Genomic DNA, 20899 nt, shown 5'->3' with positions numbered 1-20899 from the left:
CCCGTGTGATGGTCCAAGCAGTTGGAGTATCACATGCTAAGCGATGAAGGCGGATGCGTTCACAAGCGAGTATGAATATGTGTTGATTGTGCTGATGCACTGCACTTTCTTATGTGCGGGTGTTGTTGCTCGATCTGCTGGTTTTTTATGTGAGCGATCATGTATGGAACTGGCGGTTTGGGTGGATGGCTCCTGTGCATGTGTGGGCAATGAGCGCGATAAGGGCATTCGGTGGATGCCTTGGCACCAGGAGGCGATGAAAGACGTGGCACGCTGCGAAAAGCCATGGGGAGCCGCGAGCAGGCTTTGATCCGTGGATATCTGAATGGGGCAACCCACCCAGCGATGGGTATCATGTTCTGAATACATAGGGACATGAGGCGAACCCGGGGAACTGAAACATCTAAGTACCCGGAGGAAAAGACATCAATTGAGATTCTGCTAGTAGTGGCGAGCGAACGCGGAACAGGCCAGTGGCTGTTTTTGAAGAAGCAGAACGGAATGGAAAGTCCGGCCAGAGCGGGTGATAGCCCCGTATGCGTAGTGTCAGGAACAGTCCTTGAGTAGGGCGGGACACGTGAAATCCTGTCTGAACATGGGGGGACCACCCTCCAAGCCTAAATACTCCCTGGTGACCGATAGTGAACAAGTACCGTGAGGGAAAGGTGAAAAGCACCCCGACGAGGGGAGTGAAATAGACCTGAAACCGAATGCCTACAAGCAGTCGGAGCCTCTTATGGGGTGACGGCGTACCTTTTGTATAATGGGTCAGCGAGTTTCTGTTTGCAGCAAGCTTAAGCCGTTAGGTGTAGGCGCAGCGAAAGCGAGTCTGAACAGGGCGACGAGTTGCTGGCAGAAGACCCGAAACCGAGTGATCTAGCCATGGCCAGGCTGAAGGTGCGGTAACACGCACTGGAGGGCCGAACCCACGCCTGTTGAAAAAGTCGGGGATGAGCTGTGGCTAGGGGTGAAAGGCCAATCAAACTCGGAAATAGCTGGTTCTCCGCGAAATCTATTGAGGTAGACCGTCGAGTATTACCCCGGGGGTAGAGCACTGGATGGGCTAGGGGGCCCAAAGCCTTACCAAACCTAACCAAACTCCGAATACCCGGAAGTATGAGCTCGGCAGACAGACAGTGGGTGCTAAGGTCCATTGTCGAGAGGGAAACAGCCCAGACCACCAGCTAAGGCCCCCAAATCGTGGCTAAGTGGGAAAGGATGTGAGGATTCCAAAACAACCAGGAGGTTGGCTTAGAAGCAGCCATCCTTTAAAGAAAGCGTAATAGCTCACTGGTCTAATAGAAACCTTGCGCCGAAAATGTAACGGGGCTCAAGCCACGTGCCGAAGCTGTGGGTGCATTCTATGAATGCGCGGTAGCGGAGCGTTCCGTAGGTCTGTGAAGGAGACGGGGTGACCCTCTCTGGAGATATCGGAAGTGCGAATGCTGACATGAGTAGCGACAAACAGTGCGAGAAACACTGTCGCCGAAAGTCCAAGGGTTCCTGCGCAAGGTTAATCCGCGCAGGGTGAGCCGGCCCCTAAGGCGAGGGCGAAAGCCGTAGTCGATGGAAACCGGGCAAATATTCCCGGGCCTGCCAGAAGTGACGAATACAATATGTTGTCGGGTCTTATCGGATTGATCCGGCTTTTGGAGTATTCCAGGAAATAGCTCTGGCATATAGACCGTACCCGAAACCGACACAGGTGGACTGGTAGAGAATACCAAGGCGCTTGAGAGAACGATGCTGAAGGAACTAGGCAAATTACTTGCGTAACTTCGGGATAAGCAAGACCCGTCAGTGGGCAACCATCGGCGGGTGGCACAGACCAGGGGGTAGCGACTGTTTAGTAAAAACACAGGGCTGTGCGAAGTCGAGAGACGACGTATACGGCCTGACGCCTGCCCGGTGCCGGAAGGTTAAGAGGAGGTGTGCAAGCACCGAATTGAAGCCCCGGTAAACGGCGGCCGTAACTATAACGGTCCTAAGGTAGCGAAATTCCTTGTCGGGTAAGTTCCGACCTGCACGAATGGCGTAACGACTTCCCCGCTGTCTCCAGCATCGGCTCAGCGAAATTGAATTCCCCGTGAAGATGCGGGGTACCCGCGGTCAGACGGAAAGACCCTATGAACCTTTACTGCAGCTTTGCAGTGGCATCAGAGACATTCTGTGTAGGATAGGTGGGAGGCTTTGAAACCGGGGCGCCAGTTCCGGTGGAGCCATCCTTGAAATACCACCCTGACTGTTTCTGATGTCTAACCGAGGCCTGTTAGCCAGGTCCGGGACCCTGCATGGTGGGCAGTTTGACTGGGGCGGTCGCCTCCCAAAGTGTAACGGAGGCGCGCGATGGTGGGCTCAGGCCGGTCGGAAACCGGCTGTCGAGTGCAATGGCATAAGCCCGCCTGACTGTGAGAGTGACAGCTCGATCAGAGACGAAAGTCGGCCATAGTGATCCGGTGGTCCCGCGTGGAAGGGCCATCGCTCAACGGATAAAAGGTACTCTAGGGATAACAGGCTGATCTCCCCCAAGAGTCCACATCGACGGGGAGGTTTGGCACCTCGATGTCGGCTCATCACATCCTGGGGCTGGAGCAGGTCCCAAGGGTTCGGCTGTTCGCCGATTAAAGTGGTACGTGAGCTGGGTTTAGAACGTCGTGAGACAGTTCGGTCCCTATCTGCCGTGGGTGTTGGAGACTTGAGAGGATTTGTCCCTAGTACGAGAGGACCGGGATGAACATACCTCTGGTGCACCGGTTGTCGCGCCAGCGGCACAGCCGGGTAGCTAAGTGTGGACGGGATAACCGCTGAAAGCATCTAAGCGGGAAACCCACCTCAAAACAAGGTCTCCCCAAGGGCCGTGATAGACCATCACGTCAATAGGCCAGGTGTGGAAGCGCAGTAATGCGTGCAGCTGACTGGTCCTAATCGCCCAATAGGCTCATTCCAAGGCCCCTTAAAAGGGCAACACACATGCACAGCAGTCATCCACTCTCAACACAAAATCATACACACCAACCCATCCACTTCCAGTCCAACCCCATACCGGGGAGACTGGATGACCTGGTGGCCATGGCGGGGAATGATCCACCCGATCCCATCCCGAACTCGGCCGTGAAAACCCCCAGCGCCCATGATACTGTGCCTTAAGGCACGGGAAAGTCGGTCGCCGCCAGGTCTTCCAGTCTCCCCCACAACCGCGGGGTGGAGCAGCCCGGTAGCTCGTCAGGCTCATAACCTGAAGGTCATAGGTTCAAATCCTATCCCCGCAACCACTGATACCGACACTCCCGTGAGCATAGCTCCGGGAGTGTTTCTTTTTTCAGCTTTTCCAATGGCTTGACGCTCGATCCAAGTCAGGATCGTCCCCAGTTCCCCATACAGCATCGCGTCGATCTCGCCCCGGTTCGGGCCGGGTGTCAGCACGACCTTCTCGATCAGCGCCCGCAGCGCCTCGGCGGCTTCCAGCCGTTCTTCGGGGCGGTTGAGGGCATCAGTGAGGCGGCCGACTCTCCGGGCGTAGACCGCTGAGGCACTCGGCAGCAGGTCCGGCACATCGTCGGGGATGTCGGACAGTAGGGCTATCAGTTCGGCCTTGCGGGCTTCGAGCGTATCCATCTCCGCTTTCATGCTGGGATGGAACATGCCCTCCTTGATGGCTTCGATGATGCCCCGGATCTGCTTCTCGACCTTCACCTGTTCCACCTGCCAGACATCGGCATTAGACCGGCGTTCGCGGTTAAGGCGGTTGGTCTCCTCCGCATAGGCGCGCATGGCCTCGGCCGCGATCTCGGGCGCCATCATCCGGTCCCTGAGGCCGGAGAGCACGCGGCGCTCCAGATCAGGGCGGGGGATCGTCCGGCTGTTGGTGCAGGAACCATTGGTGACATGGGACGAGCAGGCGAAACGGTCGGAACCCCGCAGAGCGTAGGGGCCGCCGCACAGGCCGCAGAACAGCAGACCCGAGAGCAGGGATTTCGGGCGACGGGTGCCGTTGAGCCGGTTCCGCTTGTGATGCGCCCGCACGGCCTCGGTGACGTTGACGTATTTCTCGGCGATGATGCTCTGTCGGGCTTTTGTCGCCTGCCACAATGCGTCGTCGACGATCCGCAGGTCGGGCACGTCTGTGATGACCCATTCTGATTCCGGGTTCAGGCGTGAGACGCGCTTGCCCGTGGATGGGTCTTTGACATAGCGCTGGCGGTTCCAGACCAGGCGACCGATATAGAGTTCGTTGTTGATGATGCCGGTGCCGCGCTTCACATGGCCCCGGATGGTGGTGTCACTCCACAGTTTGCCCTCGGGGCCGGCGATGCCCTGGTCGTTGAGGGCTTTGGCAATGGCGCGTGGCCCAATGCCGGCGGCGAAGTCACGGAAGATGCGGCGGATGATCTCCGCCTGATGCGCGTCGATCTCGCGGTCCCCCCGGATCTGTTCGCCTTTGGCGTCGAACTGGCGGACCACGCGATAGCCGTAGCACAGCCCGCCGCCGGATTTGCCGTCCTCGACCCGGCCGCGTAGGCCGCGATGGGTCTTGGCGGCGAGGTCTTTCAGGAACAGGGCGTTCATCGTGCCCTTGAGGCCGACATGCAGTTCGCTGATCTCCCCTTCGGCGAGGGTGACGATCGGCACGCCGGCGAATTTCAGGTGCTTGAACAGGGTGGCGACATCGGCCTGATCGCGGGAGATGCGGTCCAGCGCCTCGGCCAGCACGATGTCGAACCGTCCGGCCTGGGCATCCTGCAACAGGGTCTGGATACCGGGGCGCAGAATCATCGACGCGCCGGAGATGCCCGCGTCCTTATAGGCGCCGACGACCTTCCATTTCTCGCGCCTGGCGTGTTCGAGGCAGATGCGGAACTGGTCCTCGATCGAGGCGTCGCGCTGGTTGTCGGACGAGTAGCGGGCATACAGGGCGACGCGGGTCATGGGATGTTCCTTGGGTGGTGTTTCCTATCAGGCGACCTTGTCCATCCGGCTGGGCCGGATCAGCACCTCGGCCGAGATGCCGAGGCCGTCATGCAACTGGCGGATCATGTCGATCGACAGGCCGCGCTTGCGGTTCAGCACGTCCGCCACCCGGTTGCGCGGTCCGATCATCGGCTCCAGATCCTTGCGGGTGAGGCCCTGCTGTTCCATGCGGAAGCGGATCGCCTCGACCGGATCAGGTGGGTCGATCGGATGGTGCTTGGCCTCATAGGCGTCGATCAGCGTCGCAAGAACGTCGAGACGGTCGCCATCGGGCGTGCCGCTCTTCGCTCTCCACAGCCGGCCGACCTCGTCGAGTGCCGCGTCGTAATCCGCCTCGTTGCGGATGGGCTTCAGATCAGCCGTCATGTTCCACCTCCGTCACGTCGATCCTGTCATACGCCTTGTGCGTGCCGATCCATTTGATCCAGACGATGCTTTTCTCGAAATCGACCGCCACGATCAGGCGATAGGCATTGCCCTTGATGTTGAAGACGATCCGCTCGGCACTGACGATGCTGGCCGTGGCGTAGAGCCGCTTCACATCGGCGGTGCTTGTCCAGGCGGCCCTGCCGACTTCGGCGAACCAGGCGTCCAGCGCCGCCTTGACGGCCGGCTGGTCCTTCTGGCCCGCCAGACTGTCGACGAACTCTCTCAGCGTGCGTCGGGCGATGATCCTCATTGACTGACCTTATATCACGAGACCATAATGGTCACAAGAAAAATGCACGACTGCCCGGCGAGGGGTCGTTCGCCGGGGAAAACGCAGCAGGGAAGGGGAGGCTACCGCACAGGACCGGATCGGTTCTGCCGGGCCTGTTTCCTCTCCAATGCACGGGCACGCTCGAACTGTTCGCGTGCCATCTGCCGGCCGATCAGGCGAGCGAGGGAAAGGATGGCCTCATTGGAGGGGCGGAACGCCTCCTTGGCCGTTTCCGCCTCACTGGCGGGGCCGAACACCTCGATCCTGATTCTGTCGGGTTTGCGTGCCATCCTGTCCACCTTCCCGGTCATGGGGCGACAGGAACGATGAAGGACAGGACAAGGGGATTTGAGAAGACCATGCGCCGGTCCATGCGGTAATCGGCGGTGATCGCGCAGAAAAGGGAGACTTATCGGTCGTGGAAAAGGTGATCATTCTTCTGGCGATTGGATATGCTATCGGATTCTACGTCCGGGGGCGACGCGCAACGGCCGATCTGGCGCAGGCAGGGCAGCAGATAGCCGAGAGGAACACGCGACTTCAGAGTCTGGATCGTCAGATCGCGGGGCGCGATACAGAGCTTTCGTCTTTGCGTCGCCGAATTTCTACGCTGGAAGCACAGGCTGCCGATCAGAAGAAGGACGCAGAGCGTCGGCGGCAATATTTTCAGGACAACGACCTCTCCAACACGAAAAACCAGTTACACTTCATCAGTCAGTGCAGTCTGCGGGCCGTCCGTCCCGTCAATAAGGAGGCTGTGCAGGTGCTCTACGCGCTCGACGAATGGATCAGGACGTATCAGACCGACTGGCGTTTCGCTTTCGAGGTCTCGATGGGTGGGTTCATCAGAACGACTTACGACCCGGAAGATCCGCGCCAGAAGCAGGCTTTCAGCTCCTATAGCGGCAAGCGTGTCGATTTCCTGCTGATTGATCGCTATGGACTGCCAGTTCTGGTGATCGAATATCATGGCACAGGCCACGACCTGTCCGGCGATGCTGATGACCGCATGGCGGTGAAGCGTCTGGCCTTGCAGAAGGCGGGTATTCCTTTGCTCGAAATTCCCGAAAAGATGGCCAGGGTGCAAATTATGGCTGCCATTTCCGAGGCCGCCGGGGCGGCTCTCAAGGTAAAAACAGGCTAAGGGAGTGCCAGGACGCGTATCAGAAGACTTCGGCCCGGACCGCCCCTATGACCATAGTCATGGTTATGGCTACGCAAAGCATCATAGGCTCTCATGCGATTATTTCTGCGTCGTCACCGCCGCATGCAGGGCAAAGCCGACGGTACCGGGTGCTTCCAGACCGGCCTTCAGCTCCATGGTGGGAATCTGATAATCGCCACCATTCTGTTGCCGGTACGGGATCGGTGCCGTTGTTGTCAGTGTCCGCATCCGTTCGCGGAGCTGCTCCGCCAGAATGTCGAAACCCGTGTCATCCAGTCGATCCACTTTATAGGCCACGAACGGCGGCAGGACGGTGAAACCCGGATAGAACAGGATGCCGTGATTGATGGGAAACAGCAGATCGTCGATCGGACCGTTGATCCCGCGCGCGGAATAATGTTCCGGCCAGCCTCCAGCCGTGATGATCAGCATGGCGCGCTTGCCCGCCATCGTTCCCTCGCCGTAGCGGTCGCCCCAGCGGCGGTCGCTGTGTTCGCCGACACCATAGGCGAACCCGCAGGCATAGACGCGATCCACCCAGCCCTTGAGGATCGCGGGCATGGCAAACCACCAGAGCGGGAACTGGAGAATCACCGTGTCGGCCCAGCGCAGCTTGTCCTGCTCGGCTTTCACGTCATCCGTCAGGCCACCTTCGGCGAATTCGCGCGAGGACGCGGAAGCCACTTTCAGGCGCTCGTCCGCAGGAATGTCCGGGAAGTCGGAGTGGTCAACCGTCGCTTTCCAGCGCATGGCGTAGAGGTCGGATACCCTGACCTCATGGCCCTGTGCCTGCAACGCGCTGATGGCGACATCGAGCAGGGCACCGCTGAGAGAGTGCCGTTCGGGATGGGCGAAGACGATCAGGATATTCATGAGTGTGTCTTTCCATGGAAAGAAATTTCGTGTTCGGCCCAGGCTAGTCGATAGGCTACTGTTCTCCCATACGGTGAGAACGAAAGGCATAATGCCGAAAAATGGAACAATCACTGATCTCGCTGGAGCGTATGCGGACCTTCGTGCGTGTTGCTGAACGCGGCAATCTGGCAGCCGTCGCGCGGGAAACCGGTGCGGGGTCGTCCACCATCACGCGGCATTTGCGCGAACTTGAAGAGGCTCTGGGCGTGTCGCTGCTGACGCGGACAACGCGCCGCACCGCGCTGACCGATGAAGGAACCCGCTATTACGCCCATTGCGTGCAGATCCTCTCCCTCGTCGAGCAGGCAAGCCAGGAAATGCGCGATACGCGGCAGGCGACGGCCGGGACGGTGCGCATCTCCTGCACCGGCGCGCTGGGCGTGCTGCATGTCGGCCGCCTCATCTATGCGTTTCAGGATCGGAACCCCGGCATACGGGTCGAGTTCGGGCTGACGGACGAGCGCGTCGATCTGGTGCGCGAGGGGGTCGATATCGCTATCCGCCTCGGCCCCCTGACCGATTGCGCGATGAAACTGCGGTCTCTGGGCGAGAGCGAGCGCCTTCTGGTCGCGTCGCCCGAATGGCTGCGCCGTCACGGCCCGGTGCGGAGGCCGGAGGATCTGCGCAACCGGGAGGGCGTGCGGATGTCACGCGTGCAGGGCTCGGAGCAACTCGTTCTGCGGAGCGCGGAAGGTAGAAACCATGTCGTGCCGTTTCATGGCCGTCTGGTCGTCGATCATGGTCTGGCCGCGCGCGACGCGTTTCTGGCCGGGCGAGGTTACGGGCCGGCCCATCGCTGGCTGGTGGAGGATTGCCTGCGGGATGGTCCTCTCGTGCCCGTGCTACCTGACTACACCTTGCCGTCCGTGCCGCTGAGCATGCTGATTGCGCCGGAGCGGACGAATTTGACGCGGGTTCGGCTCTGCATAGAATTCCTCACGTCAGGCGCCAGAGAAATTCCGGGTATTCGTTGATGACCGGATGGCCGTGAAATCTCACGTATCGCAAAACAGGCTATTCTGTTCTTCAGACTTTCTGAAAAAATGGTTCGGTCGCAACGCAGGAGTGCCATTTCCGAGGCTGTGAGGAGGGGCGAAAAGACAGGAACAGGCTAAGGGCTCCGCCCTCGCGCCGGCAAGGGTGCGCGTCAGCGGGCTGACGCCGCCCCGATGGGGTGTCCCCGATCTTCCTGCGCTGCGCTCCGTGCAGACCGGGCGATACCCCTCCCCATCGGTCGCCCTTGTCGTTGCTACCCCGCTGCTCGCCGCTAGGCAGAGGAACAGCGGGGGCTGTTCCTCGCGGAACAAAGGGCAAAGACGATGACCGGCAACACCACCACGGCGACCGATTTCCGCAATACCATCCTCAACGGCGACAGCGTGCAACTGATGCGGGCAATGCCGCGCAATTCCGTGGATTTCATTCTGACCGACCCGCCTTATCTGGTGAACTATCAGGGCAGGGACGGGCGGAAGGTTCGCAATGACGACAATGCGCGCTGGCTCCGGCCCGCCTTCAACCAGATGCACCGTGTCCTGAAATGGGGCGGGTTTGCCGTCAGCTTCTACGGATGGAACCGGATAGACTTATTCGCGGATGCCTGGAAGGTGGCCGGCTTCCGCATGGTCGGGCATATCGTCTTTCGCAAGTCTTATTCGTCCTCTTCCCGCTTCCTCCGGTATGAACACGAAAGCGCGTATTTACTCGCAAAGGGCAACGTGACACCGCCCGCAAAGCCCATCCCGGACGTGATCGACATGCCGTATTCCGGGAATAAATTGCACCCGACGCAAAAGCCCGTGGCGGCGCTGCTGCCCTTGGTTGATGCGTTCTGTCCGGCTGGTGGGTTGGTTCTGGACCCGTTTTGCGGTTCGGGTTCGTCGCTGATGGCGGCGCAGCATCTCGGCCGCGAGTGGCTGGGTATGGAACTGGACGCAGACCACGCGGCAACGGCGACCCGGCGCTTGGCCTGGCACGCGGCGACGAAAATAGCAGCATAGGGAGTGAACGTCGCAGGGCCGACAATTCGGTTCTGCGGTGCCCCCTTTCTTGGCCTGTCTGTCCGCATAAATTTGCGCCGATCCGCGAAGTCGGATCGGCGACGGGAAGATGGAAAATAAGCGGCGCTCGCCGGGCGAGTGCCCGGCTCGCGGACTATTCTGGCAGACGCGAAGAACGATATAGCGATCGTGCGATCACGTTACGAGATCAACATATCTCCAAACACAGTCTGCACAAAATCTTCCCATTGCGCATCCTGATGTTCCTGCTGCCACAAGCAGGCGCAAGAGGAAGGGTAATGCGATGCCGATGTCAGATTGGCAGTCGCCGGCCGCTTACGAACACGCACAAGACATTGCTGCCGCCGGCATGGCCTGGGAATATCTTCGACGTGATGACGATTACCGTCGCGCGTTTCAGCGAATGAAAATGCTTCCGGCTCCGAAGCCAAGGGGTAGCAAAGCCTTTTCCGAACGATGGGGTTTGCGATTTCCCTGTCGATCCGGCGCAGCCTGCCGGACGCACGCCTGTCTTCTGGATACCGGAACTTTCGCCTGACGTGATCGAACTGCGCACGGTTCTCGCAGATGCGGATGATCCGGCCGTCATGCCGATCAACCTGACGGAATTACCTGATCTCGTTGCGCGGCTGGATGACGATGATGCGTGGCATGGTTTCTGGCAGCTTGGCAGATCGACGCATCAGTTCTGGCTCCCGACACGTGCAGCGGATGCGCAGGCCACGTATGTCGTGATCCTGCCGCTTGATAAGCTGCTGGAGCTTCGGGCGGAAGCCGTGCTGCGTTTATGGCGCGCGCTGGCCGGCCGATCTGAGGGCAGGCGGGCGCATGATTTTCCGCAGCAGACACGGGACCGGCATATCCTGATGCTCAGGGCGTTTGATGGTCGGACGGCTGGCGCGAGCTATCGCAAGCTCGCCGAGGTTCTGCTCCGGTTCGAAGGCAGGAAGGCCGATTGGGAAAATGATCCTCGTAAAAACCAGATTCGTCGCCTTGTTGCTGATGGGCGGTATTATGTTCGAGGTGGCTACCGTGACCTGTTGCGCTATCCGATCCGGCTATCTGAGCGCTGAGGTCAGATAAAGAAAGGGATCGCTTCCGTTTTCTGGTCTTGTATCTTTAACGTTCATCATAAGGCCGGGCATCATGCATTAATTTCTTAAAATAGGTAACGAGCTTCTCATGGAGATAATCGGCCGTGATGTCGTCTAGTTTGGCAGAACCCGCACCGCCTGCCTGGCTAGGCGTCGCCTCGTGAAAGGTTACGAGACGCTTGGCCTTTTCGCATATCACCGTGAAGTGAGGTTCGTTAGTATTATGAATGCCCTTAATGTTACGCGAGGCATGAGTAAACGCCAAAGAGACACGTTCCAATGAACTGGACGTAGAGGTAACGCCACGTCCATAGTTATTGCCCGTCGGCGTTTCAGATTTACGTTGGACCGAACCATTCCAGCCGTTTGGACGAAGATACAAGATAAAATCTTCAAACGCAGGTGCAATCACCTCATCGGTTTTCGCGCGGAATTGCTCAATAAATGCTGCTTGCTGCTCGGCTTCAATATTTCGCTTTTGTTCGGATTTTATCTTGCGGTTAGTATCGTCGACGAACAGCGCGTCGAGCTTATTTTTGATTTCGTCTTTCATTGTGCGTTCTGTATCCTGAGTTCTTGGTTTTTCTGACATCTTTATAAAAGTTTGCCATCATCGATTGGAGGTACAACTACCTCCGATGAGGGCGATGTAGAATCGGAATCAGCGTCTTCCTTGGCGGCAGGAATAGGATTGTCCAGTTTCCAGCTCTGAGAGAAAACAACACGATTGATAGCGATAAAATCTAGTACGGCACCCAAGAAGGATTTGGCATCGATTGGAAGGTCGTCGAATGACGGGCAATCGGTCAAGAATGCCGCTTGCTCGAGATCTCGTGCAGCATTGAAAAGACGCTCAGAGTTTGTCATCTTCACGACAATCTCTGCTAGACTTTCTGCGGGCACGGATTTAAGCGCGTCATTGAACCGATTGTGAATAATCTCAGCGAGACCAGCACCGTTGGGGGCATAATCTCTAATAGCAGCTTCTGCCCAGCGCAGCTTTTCTACGGTGCCTTTCGGATCATCCCCAAAACGGATTGCATCTGTTAAGTTGGCCAGTCGGTCATGATGGGGACGCAAGGCCGTTTCCCCAGAAGTGAAATCAAGTGCTGCGGCCGCGATGGCAGCACTGAAATATGTGAGCCGAGTGAAGACCTGTGCGGGCAACGAACCAGGATGCGCTTCGACACACATTTTGGCAAAGTATTGTGCCCCGTCAATAGCTGTATTCGCACAGGATGGTCCGAAACGATCAGCAACTGCGGATTTTACAGATGCGAAGTTATCACGGACATTTTTTGAAGATCGCGATGTATCGACTTTAGCAATTAATTCCCCGAGATCTTCATCTGACAAGCGAGATGAAACGGTCAGCCTTTGGCTTGATTTCAGCCTTTGCAAATCAGCATTGTCGATCCACAATACATTGTGTTTTCGCGCCAATTCTCTTAGCGAGCGGCGTGTGTCGCTTGTGGCAATGCCGGTCGCTTCGACCTGAATTAACTCGGCCAGCCCTTTCACAAAAAACAGGCGTTCGGCGGCTTTAGGCTGGGCATTATCCTTGATATCGATAATGATCCGGCGACGAGCAAGCGTTGCTGATCGTTCATAAAGCCAGAGATCAATATCCGTCAGTTCGTCGCCGCCATGTCGTAACTTCACGCCACGCACAACGAAAAATCCAGCGCCCAAAAAATATGAACGGACGATTTCTTCGGTCTCGAAGCCTTTTTTTCCAGTTTTCTTGGATACGTTGGCTGGTTTGCTGCTCATAGGCCGCCTCCGCCACGGACTGCACTCAAAAGAGATCTGGTTTGCGCTCGGCTCGTGGGTGACTGTCCTTTGCGCAAGCGGACGCGTGCTGCCTCTGGAGCGGTATAACTTCGCATCCCAGCGCTCGGTAATGTTTCTAATGCCGCCGCTGCCGCGTTTCTGCCTTTCAATACCTCTAAGGCAATGACTCCCACTTCGCGTTTGAGTAATCGCATCTTGAATCCATAGCCCGAGCGTTCGGTCTGGACAACACGTTCAATTTCAAGTGCGCGATAATCGTTGCCAATAGCAGTGGCTGGCCCCACAGTACCGCCTCGGATAAGTTTTCCTAGAAGAAGGTTAATTCCCCAAATCTGGCCCCGAGCGGCAGAACTGTGCGTCATGCCATAGGTCAAAGCTGCTACAAGAGCCTTTGCATGGTCAAAAGCGTCTTCTGTAAGCGGATTGCTGAATTTATGGAATGATCCTGGAGACGTTATGAAAACATGGTCACCCGCCTCATTAGATACGATATTCATGTCGTAAAGAGCTGCAGCCCTTACTTTTGCAAATAACGGCTCTCCGAGTATTTTTATTGCATTCGCCGCTGTTACAGCGCCTGCCGCTTTCAATTCAGCATCGAATACAACGATTTTATTCTGTTCAGCGGAACTAAGGGAGTCGATGACTCTTTTTGCCTTGGCAGCTGTATCACGGCGGAAAAGGTTGCCATTGAACAGAAGTCTGTCCGTACCTTCACCTTCCGCGTCCACAAACCCGATCTGTGATGCCTGCTGGACGAAATCAGTAGCATCTGCCTTGGTGAGTTTATGGGTGTCGCCAAGAAACTCAATCGCACCAATTGCGGTGATCGGAGCCTGCGAGGATAGTTCTGCTAAAGTGATGGCAGCCCGTTCGGTGCTGTCAGGTTCGTTGTCTTCAAAAAGATCAGCAGCGTGCATTAGCGCGGAGGAACCGCTCACGCCTAATACGGACACGGCGCCAGTAGAGGAACGGTCAATGAGCTTGCGCTTTTGAAGGTGTTCCAAGCAGGCTGAAAGCTCAGTTTTGGGGTTGAGATTACCAACTTTCGCAGCCGCGATAACCTGCTCTGGAGTCAAAGTGGCTTCGTCACTTTCCCCAAGACGGGCAAGAAGCCCCGCTGATTTAGCGGCCAAGTCGATTGCGCTGAATTCGGCAGCCCCTCGCATGTCCGCAGCGACTTTACGGCCGTGATGAACAACCCAAGCGCCAGTAGTCTGTTTTTCCACCCCACGCCCTCTACCTGTAAGGGTTAAATATTACAGGATTACCAGCATAAAGGGAATGCATGATCAGTCAGCTTGCGGAGCGACGGCATGGAGTGTGCCGACACCCGTTTTTCAATCTCCCAAGGAGGCGGTACAGTTGGAAACCGCAACTATTCCAGCGCTCCAAAGCCGATGGGTCATTTAGTCCGCACATTGGCTCTTCTCGATAAGTAGTCCCAATCGGAGTGCCGGAATCAACCCTCCCTAATTCCGGCACTCTCCAGACCGCCGATCCTTCGCCACGGTTCGCCATGGCCCGCTGTCGTGACCGACAGCCGCCGAACCCAACCGGAGGCCCGATCATGCTCGATCCCAAGACGGGGTTGCCGCCCCGTTTCATGCGCACGCCCGATGCGGCGCGCTTCCTCGGCATTTCCATCCGTACGCTGGAAAAGCACCGCACCTATGGCACCGGCCCGATCTATCGCAAGATTGGTGGCCGTATCGTCTATTCCCTCCCAGATCTTCAGGGATGGGTCGAGAATGGTGTCCGCAAATCTACCTCGGACGAGACACCCTGCCGCGTATTCCCGGCCCGTCCGCTGACCCCGGCCGAGAAGGCGACCCTCTGAATGGCCGGCGTCATGCCGCAGCGCGGCCAGCAGGGGCGGGAGAGCGAGAGGCTTCGCCTCGATCCCTTCGTCATCGCAGGTGGCGATGCCAGCCCCCGCGATCAGCGCGACCTGATGGAGCGGCCGTTCTTCTCGCTCTCCAAGATAAAGCGGGTCACCCCGATCCTCTACGAGGCCGGCGGTCAGCGGGTCGAGATTCACGGCCTGGCCGAGCATGGCATGGCGACGATCTGGGATGCCGATGTGCTGATCTGGGCCGCTTCGCAGATCGTCGAGGCCGAGAATGGCGGCCTCAGGACGTCCCGCTTTCTGCGCTTCACCCCATACCGGCTTCTGACGGCCGTCGGTCGCGCTACGGGCGCACGGGATTATCGCCTGCTCAAGGCCGCGTTCGCCCGGCTACAATCGACCGTGATCCGCACCACGATCCGCAATGGCGAGCATTGGCGCCGACACCAGTTCTCCTGGATCAATGAATGGGAGGAACGGACCACCCGCGACGGCCGTGTCGAGGGCATGGAGTGCGTCCTGCCCGACTGGTTCTATCGTGGCGTGATCGACCGCTCGCTGGTCCTCACCATCGACCCGGCCTATTTCCGCCTGACGGGCGGCATCGAACGCTGGCTCTACCGCGTCGCCCGCAAACATGCCGGGCATCAACCGCAGGGCTGGCTGTTCGAGATCGCGCATCTCCATGAGAAATCAGGCAGTCTGGCGCGTGTCTCCGATTTCGCGTTCGATCTGCGGCGCATCGCCGCCCGCCAGTCGCTCCCTGGCTATCGCCTCGCGATCCGGCGCGAAGGGCGGCGGAAACTGCTGCATATTCGTCCCGTCACCTTATCCACAGTGCCTGTGGATGACGGTGTGGATGGACACGGGATTTCGGGCGCAGGGACTATCGGGACTTCGGGCGCATCACTATCGGGATTTCAGGCGCACGAACCCCAGTTAAGTCTTTGGCCTGAAACGCGGAATCGCGCTCCTAACTTAGAGTCTAACTTAGACTCTAACTTTTTGATGTTGGGGCGGCCGGATACCGACCGTGGTGCCGGTGCCGCTGACAGGCCGCATGATCCTCATGCGTGTGGTCTTTCTCCCATGCCGGGAGACGGGCCATGAGCAGCGCCACAACGGTCCGTGCGCGGGTCAATGCCCTCCCGTTCGCACGCGACGCATTGACCCATGTCGAACTGACCCACATCGACAAGCGCGTCGAGAACTGGATCAGGTTCGGCCATGAGGCTCAGGAACAGATCCTCGACCGACGCCGTCGTATCTTCTCCTTCCGGCCTGGCAGCGTTTTCGCTTTTGTGCGCTGGGCGGCCAACGATTTCGGCACGGTCGCGTCGCGCATCGACATCCTGCGCGCCGTGGCACCGGGCGAACCCTGCCAGACCGTGCCGTTCGTCCGTCCCGGAGCCGAAATCCTGCTGCGGGTCGCGGGTTGGCTGAAGGTCGAGCAGGTGCTCCGTCATATCGATGCGTTGGAAGAGGCCGACATCGACGCCTGCGCGGTCGCGCCCGATCACTGGCGGCATGTCGGCAACCGGCTGAACGCGGGTGAGAAACCGCGCGTCTACACGATGGCACGTCATCGAGCGTGGCTCAGACGGCGGGAGATCAGGCCATGACCCGCTTCGGTTATGTCATGGCGACGTATTTTGCTGCGATGGGCGTGGCCGTTGCGTCCATCGTTCACGTGCCGGTGAAGCTGCTCTGGAACGCCTCCGCCAGTACGCCCCTCGGCCTCTACGACCTTAGAGCGCAGAACGGGCTGACGGCCGGCGATCTTGTCGCCGTCAGGCCGCCGAAACCATTGGCCGATTTCATGGTCGGGCGCGGTTATATCGGGCGGAACGTGCCGCTGCTCAAGTCTGTCGCAGCACTGCCGGGGCAACAGGTGTGCCGTGTCGGCCGTACCGTCACCGTGGATGGAGTAAAGCTCGGCGACGCGCAGGACCGTGACCGGCGCGGGCGTGTGCTGCCGATCTGGCAAGGCTGCCGCCGCATCGCGCCGGATCAGATTTTCCTCATGAACTCGTCCATTCGCGACAGTCTGGACGGCCGCTATTTCGGCCCGCTTCCGCGCGCCACCGTCATCGGCCGGGCGACGCCGCTCTACACCGACGCGCACGGCGACGGTCATTTCGTCTGGCACGGCCTGTTCGCTGACAGGCCAATGCCGCTCCTTCCCAATATCGCAATGGAGACTTCCCATGCCGCAGATCGGTAGCTTCACGCGCGACAAAACCGGCTTTGCCGGACGCATCCAGACCTTCCTAGGTTCCCATGAGATCGTCATCGTGTCGGCCGAGAAATCGGACTCCGACAACGCCCCGGATTATCGCGTCCATCGCGATGATGAGGATGGCCCGGAGATCGGTGCTGGCTGGAAACGTACCGGCGAACGCGCCGGCGATTATGTCGCCCTGCTGATCGACGATCCGCTCCTGCCGCAGCCACTGCGTGCCAATTTGTTCCGTGACGGCAGTGATGGCGGTCTCTGGTCGCTGCACTGGAGCCGGCCGCCGAAGCGCGACGGGCGGGACTGACACCATGCGCAATCAGACCCGGATCGCGTGTCTGTTGGTGGCGGGATGTCTCGTGTCCGTGGTGCCGGGTGCTGTATCGGCGCAGACAAGCGACGTCCCATATGCTGCCGAGGTTGCTGAGGCTGCACACCGTTTCGACATTCCGGCGACCTGGATCAGCGCTGTTATGGGGGCCGAGAGTGCAGGCGATCCGGGGGCCGTTTCATCAGCGGGCGCGATGGGGCTGATGCAGATCATGCCCGGCACATGGGCGGAACTGCGCGTCCGTCATCATCTCGGCCGTGATCCTTATGATCCGCGCGACAACATTCTGGCGGGCGCGGCGTATCTCCGCGAACTGCATGACCGCTACGGTTCGCCGGGTTTTCTCGCCGCGTATAATGCTGGTCCCGAACGCTATGAGGCATCTCTGGCAGGGCGTCCGCTCCCATCGGAAACGCGCGCTTATGTCGCTGCCGTTGGGCCGCTCATCGGAGGTGGCGGCGATGCTCCCGTCATGATCGCGGCGGCCGATCGGTTTTTCTGGACCCGTGCGCCGCTCTTCATCATGCAACCTGATCGCAGCACGGCGGTCGCGTCTATGCGCGATATGTCGGGGATCATGCCGCGATCGGATGGCCTGTTCATTGTGGCTGGCGGCATGGGATCGCGGCCATGATGAGTGGATGTGGTGCAGGGGATGGAGAGGCGGAAAGAGGGCAGAAGAGGGAGCGCAAGATTAAAGCGGACGGCACCCCATGGGTCCGATCCGCAGGGCAAGCCCTTGTCTGCACATTGTTTTGGGTGGCACCCCCTTTGAGGGGGTATGGTGCCGCGACAGGCGGCGAAGTCAGTTTCCGCCCCGTTTTTCGCGGCACTCTTGTCTGTTTCTGGCCGTTTTGGGCGGATCAGCGGCTATGAGCGCGGGTGACGACAACCGGTTCCGCCCGAGGCCGGGTCGCATCCGCGCCGACACGCCGAAGGTCGGTCGTGCCAGGAGTTTCCTGACCAGGGTGCGGACGGTTACGCGCCAGCAGCAGGCGGCGAGCGGCGGGAGCGGACGTCCTCGTGGAGGTGGTCCCAGCCGTACGCCGAAGGGGGAGGGAAGCATCGCGTCCGGGCGTGGCGTGCGGCGTGGAAGGGGGGCGACGTTCGTGCGTGCCCGGAACCTCTCGAATGGCTGGAGCCATCGGCGACCAAGCAGTCGCCGTGTCGTCGTCAAATCCCGCTCCGTCCGTGCCGCCGGGCGGAATGGCAAGGCCGCTGCCCATCTCCGCTACATCCAGCGCGACGGCACTGACCGCGATGGCGAGCGGGGACGGCTCTATTCGGGGACGGAAGACCGCGCCGATGGTGACGCCTTTCTCGATCGTGGCCGTGACGACCGCCATCAGTTCCGCTTCATCGTCTCACCAGAGGATGCCGGAAATCTTGCCGACCTGACGGAGTATACCCGAGACCTGATGGCGCAGGTCGAAGCCGATCTCGGCACGAAGCTCGATTGGGTCGCGGTCAACCATCATAATACCGGCCATCCGCATGTGCATGTCGTCGTAAACGGCCGTGACGACCTGGGCGAGGATCTGGTCATCAATGGCGATTATCTTGCCAACGGCATCCGCGAACGGGCGAGCGAACTGGTGACCTTGGAACTTGGACCTGTCACCGAGATCGAGCAGCGCCGCAAGCTGGTCGCCGAAATCGACCAGGATCGTTTTACCCGTCTCGATCGGGCGATGCTCACGGAGGCCGAGGGCCGGTTTCTCGATTTGCGGCATGAACCTGATGATACGCGCGGCCAGGCGGACCGGACGCTCCGCCTGCGTCGTCTTGGCAAGCTGGGCGATATGGGCCTTGCCACGGAACACGCGCCGGGCGTGTGGGAACTGAGCGAGCAACTGGAGCCGACGCTGCGCGAGATGGGCGAGCGCGGCGACATCATCCGTACGATGCAGAAGGCACTCCGGGCGGAGGGCGCCGAGCGCGACCCTATGAGTTTTTCGATCCATGATGCAGCACCCGTGACGCCATTTGTCGGCCGCGTCATCGACAAGCATCTGTCCGACGAGCTGGGTGAGGAACTGACGCTGGTGGTCGATGGCATTGACGGCCGCACGCATCATGTCGCCGGCATCGACCCGGTCCGCGTCGCGGAGGCACGGATCGGCAGTATCGTCGAAATTGGCCCGCCTGATAGCGCCGTGCGCCCCTCCGATCGCGCGATTGCCGGCATGGTCGAGGGAGGTATCTATCGGCCGAGCCGTCATCTGGAACAGGCCCGGTTCGAGGGGCGGGTGCCGGGCGGCGATTATGACGGTTTCGTCGCCTCCCATGTCCGGCGGCTGGAGGCCCTGCGCCGGGCCGGTATCGTCGAGCGGATCGACGACGACCTGTGGCGTATTCCCCAGGATTTCGCCAGCCGTGCTGCCGCCTATGATGCAGGCCGGAACCGGCAGGCCAGCATCCGCGTCATTTCGACCTTCAGTCTGGAAAGCCAGATCGGTTCGGACGGCGCGACCTGGCTCGATCGGAGGCTGGTGACGCCTGACGCATCGGATCTCGCTCCGGCCGGTTTCGGTCAGCAGGTGCGCGAGGCGATGGACCAGCGGCGCGAACACCATATCGAACAGGGTGACGCCACCCGAGCACGGGATGGCCGCATCTTCTATCGGCGCAGCCTTCTCGCCACACTGCGAGAGCGCGAAGTCGCGCGCGTCGGCGCGGAGATGGCCGAGAGCAAAGCGCTGCCATTTCGGGCGGCGACGGATGGCGAGAAGATCAGCGGCACGTTCACCGGCACCGTGCAGCTATCGAGCGGCAAGTTCGCCATTGCCGAACAGAGTCACGAGTTCACCCTTGTCCCGTGGCGGCCGGTCATCGACCGCCAACTCGGCCGCGAGGTCACGGGCGTCGTGCAGGGCGGCTCGGTGTCGTGGCAGTTGGGAAAGCAGAGAGGGCTAAGTATTTAGGAGAACTCAGGTTTAAGCGTGGCGACAAGCCAATCGACAAACACGCGTACCCGCTGAGAAAGATAACGATTGCTGGGATACAGCACGGAAATAGGCGTTTCTGGCGGTGTAAACTCGGATAGAACTTCTACAAGAGCGCCTGAGGCAAGATCATCTTTGAACCGACTTCGCGGTGCTTGTGCCAAGCCAAGTCCGAGGCGTGCTGCCTCTGCATTCATGTCCGCACCGGAAACCAGAACGCGCGAAGGCAGCGCGACCTCGACGGTCTTTCCGTCCATCGTGAACTCCAGCGGCATAACGCGGTCGGTGCGCGATGACACGAAGCCGATCATCGTGTGACCATCGAGGGCGTCGGGCGACAACGGAATGCCATGCCTTGCCAGATATTCCGGACTCGCGCAGGTGATTTCCCGCATGGCGCCTATAGGTCGTGCGATCATGTCGCTGTCGGAGAGCTGCCCACTGCGGACGACGCAATCGACACCTTCACGCACCAGATCGACATAGCGCTCGCTTTCTCGGAGATGGACCGTGAGTAAAGGATGCTGGGCTAAAAAAGCAGGCAGCGACGGCAACAGCATCGTCCGCGCAAGGTTGCCGGCCACGTCAACCCGCAGCAGGCCAGTCACGGCGCCGCTCGCACTTCTGTCGGCATCTTCGATGTCAGCGAGAATGGCCATGCAACGGCGATAGTATATTTCTCCCTCGACAGTCGGCTGGACATGCCGTGTGGTGCGCTGGAGTAGGCGTGTGCCAAGCCGGCGCTCCAACCCCTTGATGGTTGCTGTCGCGACGGGGCGTGAAACACCGATATCAGCGGCCGCCGCGCTGAAGCTGGCGCGCTCCACGATCCGCACGAATAATTCCATAGAGGACAATCTATCCATGAGGATTATTCTGTA

21 protein-coding genes, 1 tRNA gene and 2 rRNA genes are annotated in these 20899 nt (G+C 59.5%); 15 read left to right on the top strand and 9 right to left on the bottom strand.

The genetic code is table 11. From position 1 onward, the window contains the following. The first annotated feature begins 208 nt into the window (after window positions 1–208). The 3 genes from FMA36_RS03740 to FMA36_RS03730 all read left to right on the top strand — a co-directional run bounded on the left by FMA36_RS03740 (window position 209) and on the right by FMA36_RS03730 (window position 3272). Window positions 209–2945: ribosomal RNA gene (locus FMA36_RS03740) — 23S ribosomal RNA — on the top strand. 114 nt (window positions 2946–3059) lie between these two features. After that, window positions 3060–3175: ribosomal RNA gene (gene rrf, locus FMA36_RS03735) — 5S ribosomal RNA — on the top strand. 20 nt (window positions 3176–3195) lie between these two features. Then, window positions 3196–3272 (top strand) — tRNA-Met (locus tag FMA36_RS03730). On the opposite strand, the gene FMA36_RS03725 is transcribed toward FMA36_RS03730, so the two are convergent. From FMA36_RS03725 to FMA36_RS03710, 4 genes are all read right to left on the bottom strand, one after another. Beyond that, complete coding sequence (locus FMA36_RS03725) at window positions 3229–4926, bottom strand: recombinase family protein (protein WP_159263573.1); 1698 nt, start codon at window positions 4924–4926, stop codon at window positions 3229–3231. The two genes, FMA36_RS03730 and FMA36_RS03725, sit on opposite strands and share 44 nt — an antisense overlap. Before the next feature lie 27 nt (window positions 4927–4953). Next, the gene (locus FMA36_RS03720; RefSeq protein ID WP_159260934.1) at window positions 4954–5334 is read right to left on the bottom strand and encodes a helix-turn-helix domain-containing protein; all 381 of its coding nucleotides are present in this window, start codon (window positions 5332–5334) and stop codon (window positions 4954–4956) included. Then, on the bottom strand, window positions 5324–5647 hold the full coding sequence (locus FMA36_RS03715; protein ID WP_075631518.1) for a type II toxin-antitoxin system HigB family toxin: 324 nt from the start codon (window positions 5645–5647) through the stop codon (window positions 5324–5326). The genes FMA36_RS03720 and FMA36_RS03715 overlap by 11 nt, the downstream gene beginning before the upstream one ends. Before the next feature lie 101 nt (window positions 5648–5748). Then, window positions 5749–5979 (bottom strand): hypothetical protein, encoded by a 231-nt coding sequence (locus FMA36_RS03710; RefSeq protein WP_206065178.1) that lies wholly within the window; start codon window positions 5977–5979, stop codon window positions 5749–5751. Window positions 5980–6086: 107 nt separating this feature from the next. Between FMA36_RS03710 and FMA36_RS03705 the strand changes: the two genes are divergently transcribed. Then, window positions 6087–6812 carry a DUF2726 domain-containing protein gene (locus tag FMA36_RS03705; RefSeq protein ID WP_159260930.1) on the top strand — a complete coding sequence of 242 codons (726 nt, stop codon included), beginning with the start codon at window positions 6087–6089 and terminating at the stop codon, window positions 6810–6812. Window positions 6813–6911: 99 nt separating this feature from the next. Here FMA36_RS03705 and FMA36_RS03700 read toward each other — a convergent pair whose 3' ends face one another. Continuing rightward, entirely contained in the window at window positions 6912–7706 is a 795-nt protein-coding gene (locus tag FMA36_RS03700; RefSeq protein WP_159260929.1) for an NAD(P)H-dependent oxidoreductase, read from the bottom strand. A gap of 101 nt (window positions 7707–7807) precedes the next feature. On the opposite strand from FMA36_RS03700, the gene FMA36_RS03695 reads away from it, so the two are divergent. The 4 genes from FMA36_RS03695 to FMA36_RS03685 all read left to right on the top strand — a co-directional run bounded on the left by FMA36_RS03695 (window position 7808) and on the right by FMA36_RS03685 (window position 10842). Further along, window positions 7808–8722 carry a LysR family transcriptional regulator gene (locus tag FMA36_RS03695; RefSeq protein ID WP_159260927.1) on the top strand — a complete coding sequence of 305 codons (915 nt, stop codon included), beginning with the start codon at window positions 7808–7810 and terminating at the stop codon, window positions 8720–8722. A 345-nt stretch (window positions 8723–9067) separates the two neighbouring features. Further along, the gene (locus FMA36_RS03690) at window positions 9068–9748 is read left to right on the top strand and encodes a DNA methyltransferase (protein ID WP_159260925.1); all 681 of its coding nucleotides are present in this window, start codon (window positions 9068–9070) and stop codon (window positions 9746–9748) included. A 304-nt stretch (window positions 9749–10052) separates the two neighbouring features. After that, window positions 10053–10307: a transcriptional regulator domain-containing protein gene (locus tag FMA36_RS19870; RefSeq protein ID WP_167518006.1), complete on the top strand. Its 255-nt coding sequence runs from the start codon at window positions 10053–10055 to the stop codon at window positions 10305–10307. 1 nt (window position 10308) lies between these two features. Next, window positions 10309–10842, top strand: a complete 534-nt coding sequence (locus FMA36_RS03685; protein WP_159260923.1) for a DUF2285 domain-containing protein — start codon at window positions 10309–10311, stop codon at window positions 10840–10842. A gap of 46 nt (window positions 10843–10888) precedes the next feature. Here the strand turns inward: FMA36_RS03685 and FMA36_RS03680 are convergent, their stop codons facing one another. Genes FMA36_RS03680 through FMA36_RS03670 form a run of 3 tightly spaced genes read right to left on the bottom strand, consistent with a single transcriptional unit; the run spans window position 10889 to window position 13886 of the window. Beyond that, window positions 10889–11416 carry a hypothetical protein gene (locus FMA36_RS03680; RefSeq protein WP_159260921.1) on the bottom strand — a complete coding sequence of 176 codons (528 nt, stop codon included), beginning with the start codon at window positions 11414–11416 and terminating at the stop codon, window positions 10889–10891. 41 nt (window positions 11417–11457) lie between these two features. Next, window positions 11458–12636 (bottom strand): hypothetical protein, encoded by a 1179-nt coding sequence (locus tag FMA36_RS03675; RefSeq protein ID WP_159260919.1) that lies wholly within the window; start codon window positions 12634–12636, stop codon window positions 11458–11460. Continuing rightward, entirely contained in the window at window positions 12633–13886 is a 1254-nt protein-coding gene (locus tag FMA36_RS03670; protein WP_159260917.1) for a hypothetical protein, read from the bottom strand. The genes FMA36_RS03675 and FMA36_RS03670 overlap by 4 nt, the downstream gene beginning before the upstream one ends. A 341-nt stretch (window positions 13887–14227) precedes the next feature. Between FMA36_RS03670 and FMA36_RS03665 the strand changes: the two genes are divergently transcribed. From FMA36_RS03665 to FMA36_RS19835, 7 genes are all read left to right on the top strand, one after another. Then, window positions 14228–14497, top strand: coding sequence for a helix-turn-helix transcriptional regulator (locus tag FMA36_RS03665; RefSeq protein ID WP_159260915.1), 270 nt, complete (start codon window positions 14228–14230; stop codon window positions 14495–14497). After that, on the top strand, window positions 14498–15616 hold the full coding sequence (locus tag FMA36_RS03660) for a replication initiator protein A (RefSeq protein WP_159260914.1): 1119 nt from the start codon (window positions 14498–14500) through the stop codon (window positions 15614–15616). It abuts the gene before it with no gap. Beyond that, entirely contained in the window at window positions 15613–16128 is a 516-nt protein-coding gene (locus tag FMA36_RS03655; protein WP_159260912.1) for a DUF2840 domain-containing protein, read from the top strand. Before FMA36_RS03660 ends, FMA36_RS03655 begins: the two co-directional genes overlap by 4 nt. After that, window positions 16125–16730 carry a S26 family signal peptidase gene (locus tag FMA36_RS03650; RefSeq protein WP_159260910.1) on the top strand — a complete coding sequence of 202 codons (606 nt, stop codon included), beginning with the start codon at window positions 16125–16127 and terminating at the stop codon, window positions 16728–16730. The genes FMA36_RS03655 and FMA36_RS03650 overlap by 4 nt, the downstream gene beginning before the upstream one ends. After that, window positions 16714–17049 carry a DUF736 domain-containing protein gene (locus tag FMA36_RS03645; protein ID WP_159260908.1) on the top strand — a complete coding sequence of 112 codons (336 nt, stop codon included), beginning with the start codon at window positions 16714–16716 and terminating at the stop codon, window positions 17047–17049. The genes FMA36_RS03650 and FMA36_RS03645 overlap by 17 nt, the downstream gene beginning before the upstream one ends. A 4-nt stretch (window positions 17050–17053) precedes the next feature. Then, entirely contained in the window at window positions 17054–17707 is a 654-nt protein-coding gene (locus FMA36_RS03640; protein ID WP_159260906.1) for a lytic transglycosylase domain-containing protein, read from the top strand. 79 nt (window positions 17708–17786) lie between these two features. Further along, window positions 17787–19997: a relaxase/mobilization nuclease domain-containing protein gene (locus tag FMA36_RS19835; protein WP_346766524.1), complete on the top strand. Its 2211-nt coding sequence runs from the start codon at window positions 17787–17789 to the stop codon at window positions 19995–19997. Here FMA36_RS19835 and FMA36_RS03630 read toward each other — a convergent pair. Then, complete coding sequence (locus tag FMA36_RS03630) at window positions 19994–20884, bottom strand: LysR family transcriptional regulator (RefSeq protein WP_159260903.1); 891 nt, start codon at window positions 20882–20884, stop codon at window positions 19994–19996. The genes FMA36_RS19835 and FMA36_RS03630 overlap by 4 nt on opposite strands. Window positions 20885–20899: the final 15 nt, after the last annotated feature.

Origin of the sequence: Komagataeibacter xylinus (genome assembly GCF_009834365.1) — a bacterium.
Classification (GTDB): Bacteria; Pseudomonadota; Alphaproteobacteria; order Acetobacterales; family Acetobacteraceae; genus Komagataeibacter; species Komagataeibacter xylinus_D.
The sequence above is the reverse complement of the archived record's forward strand: the minus strand, read 5'-3'. Positions and strand labels throughout refer to the sequence as shown.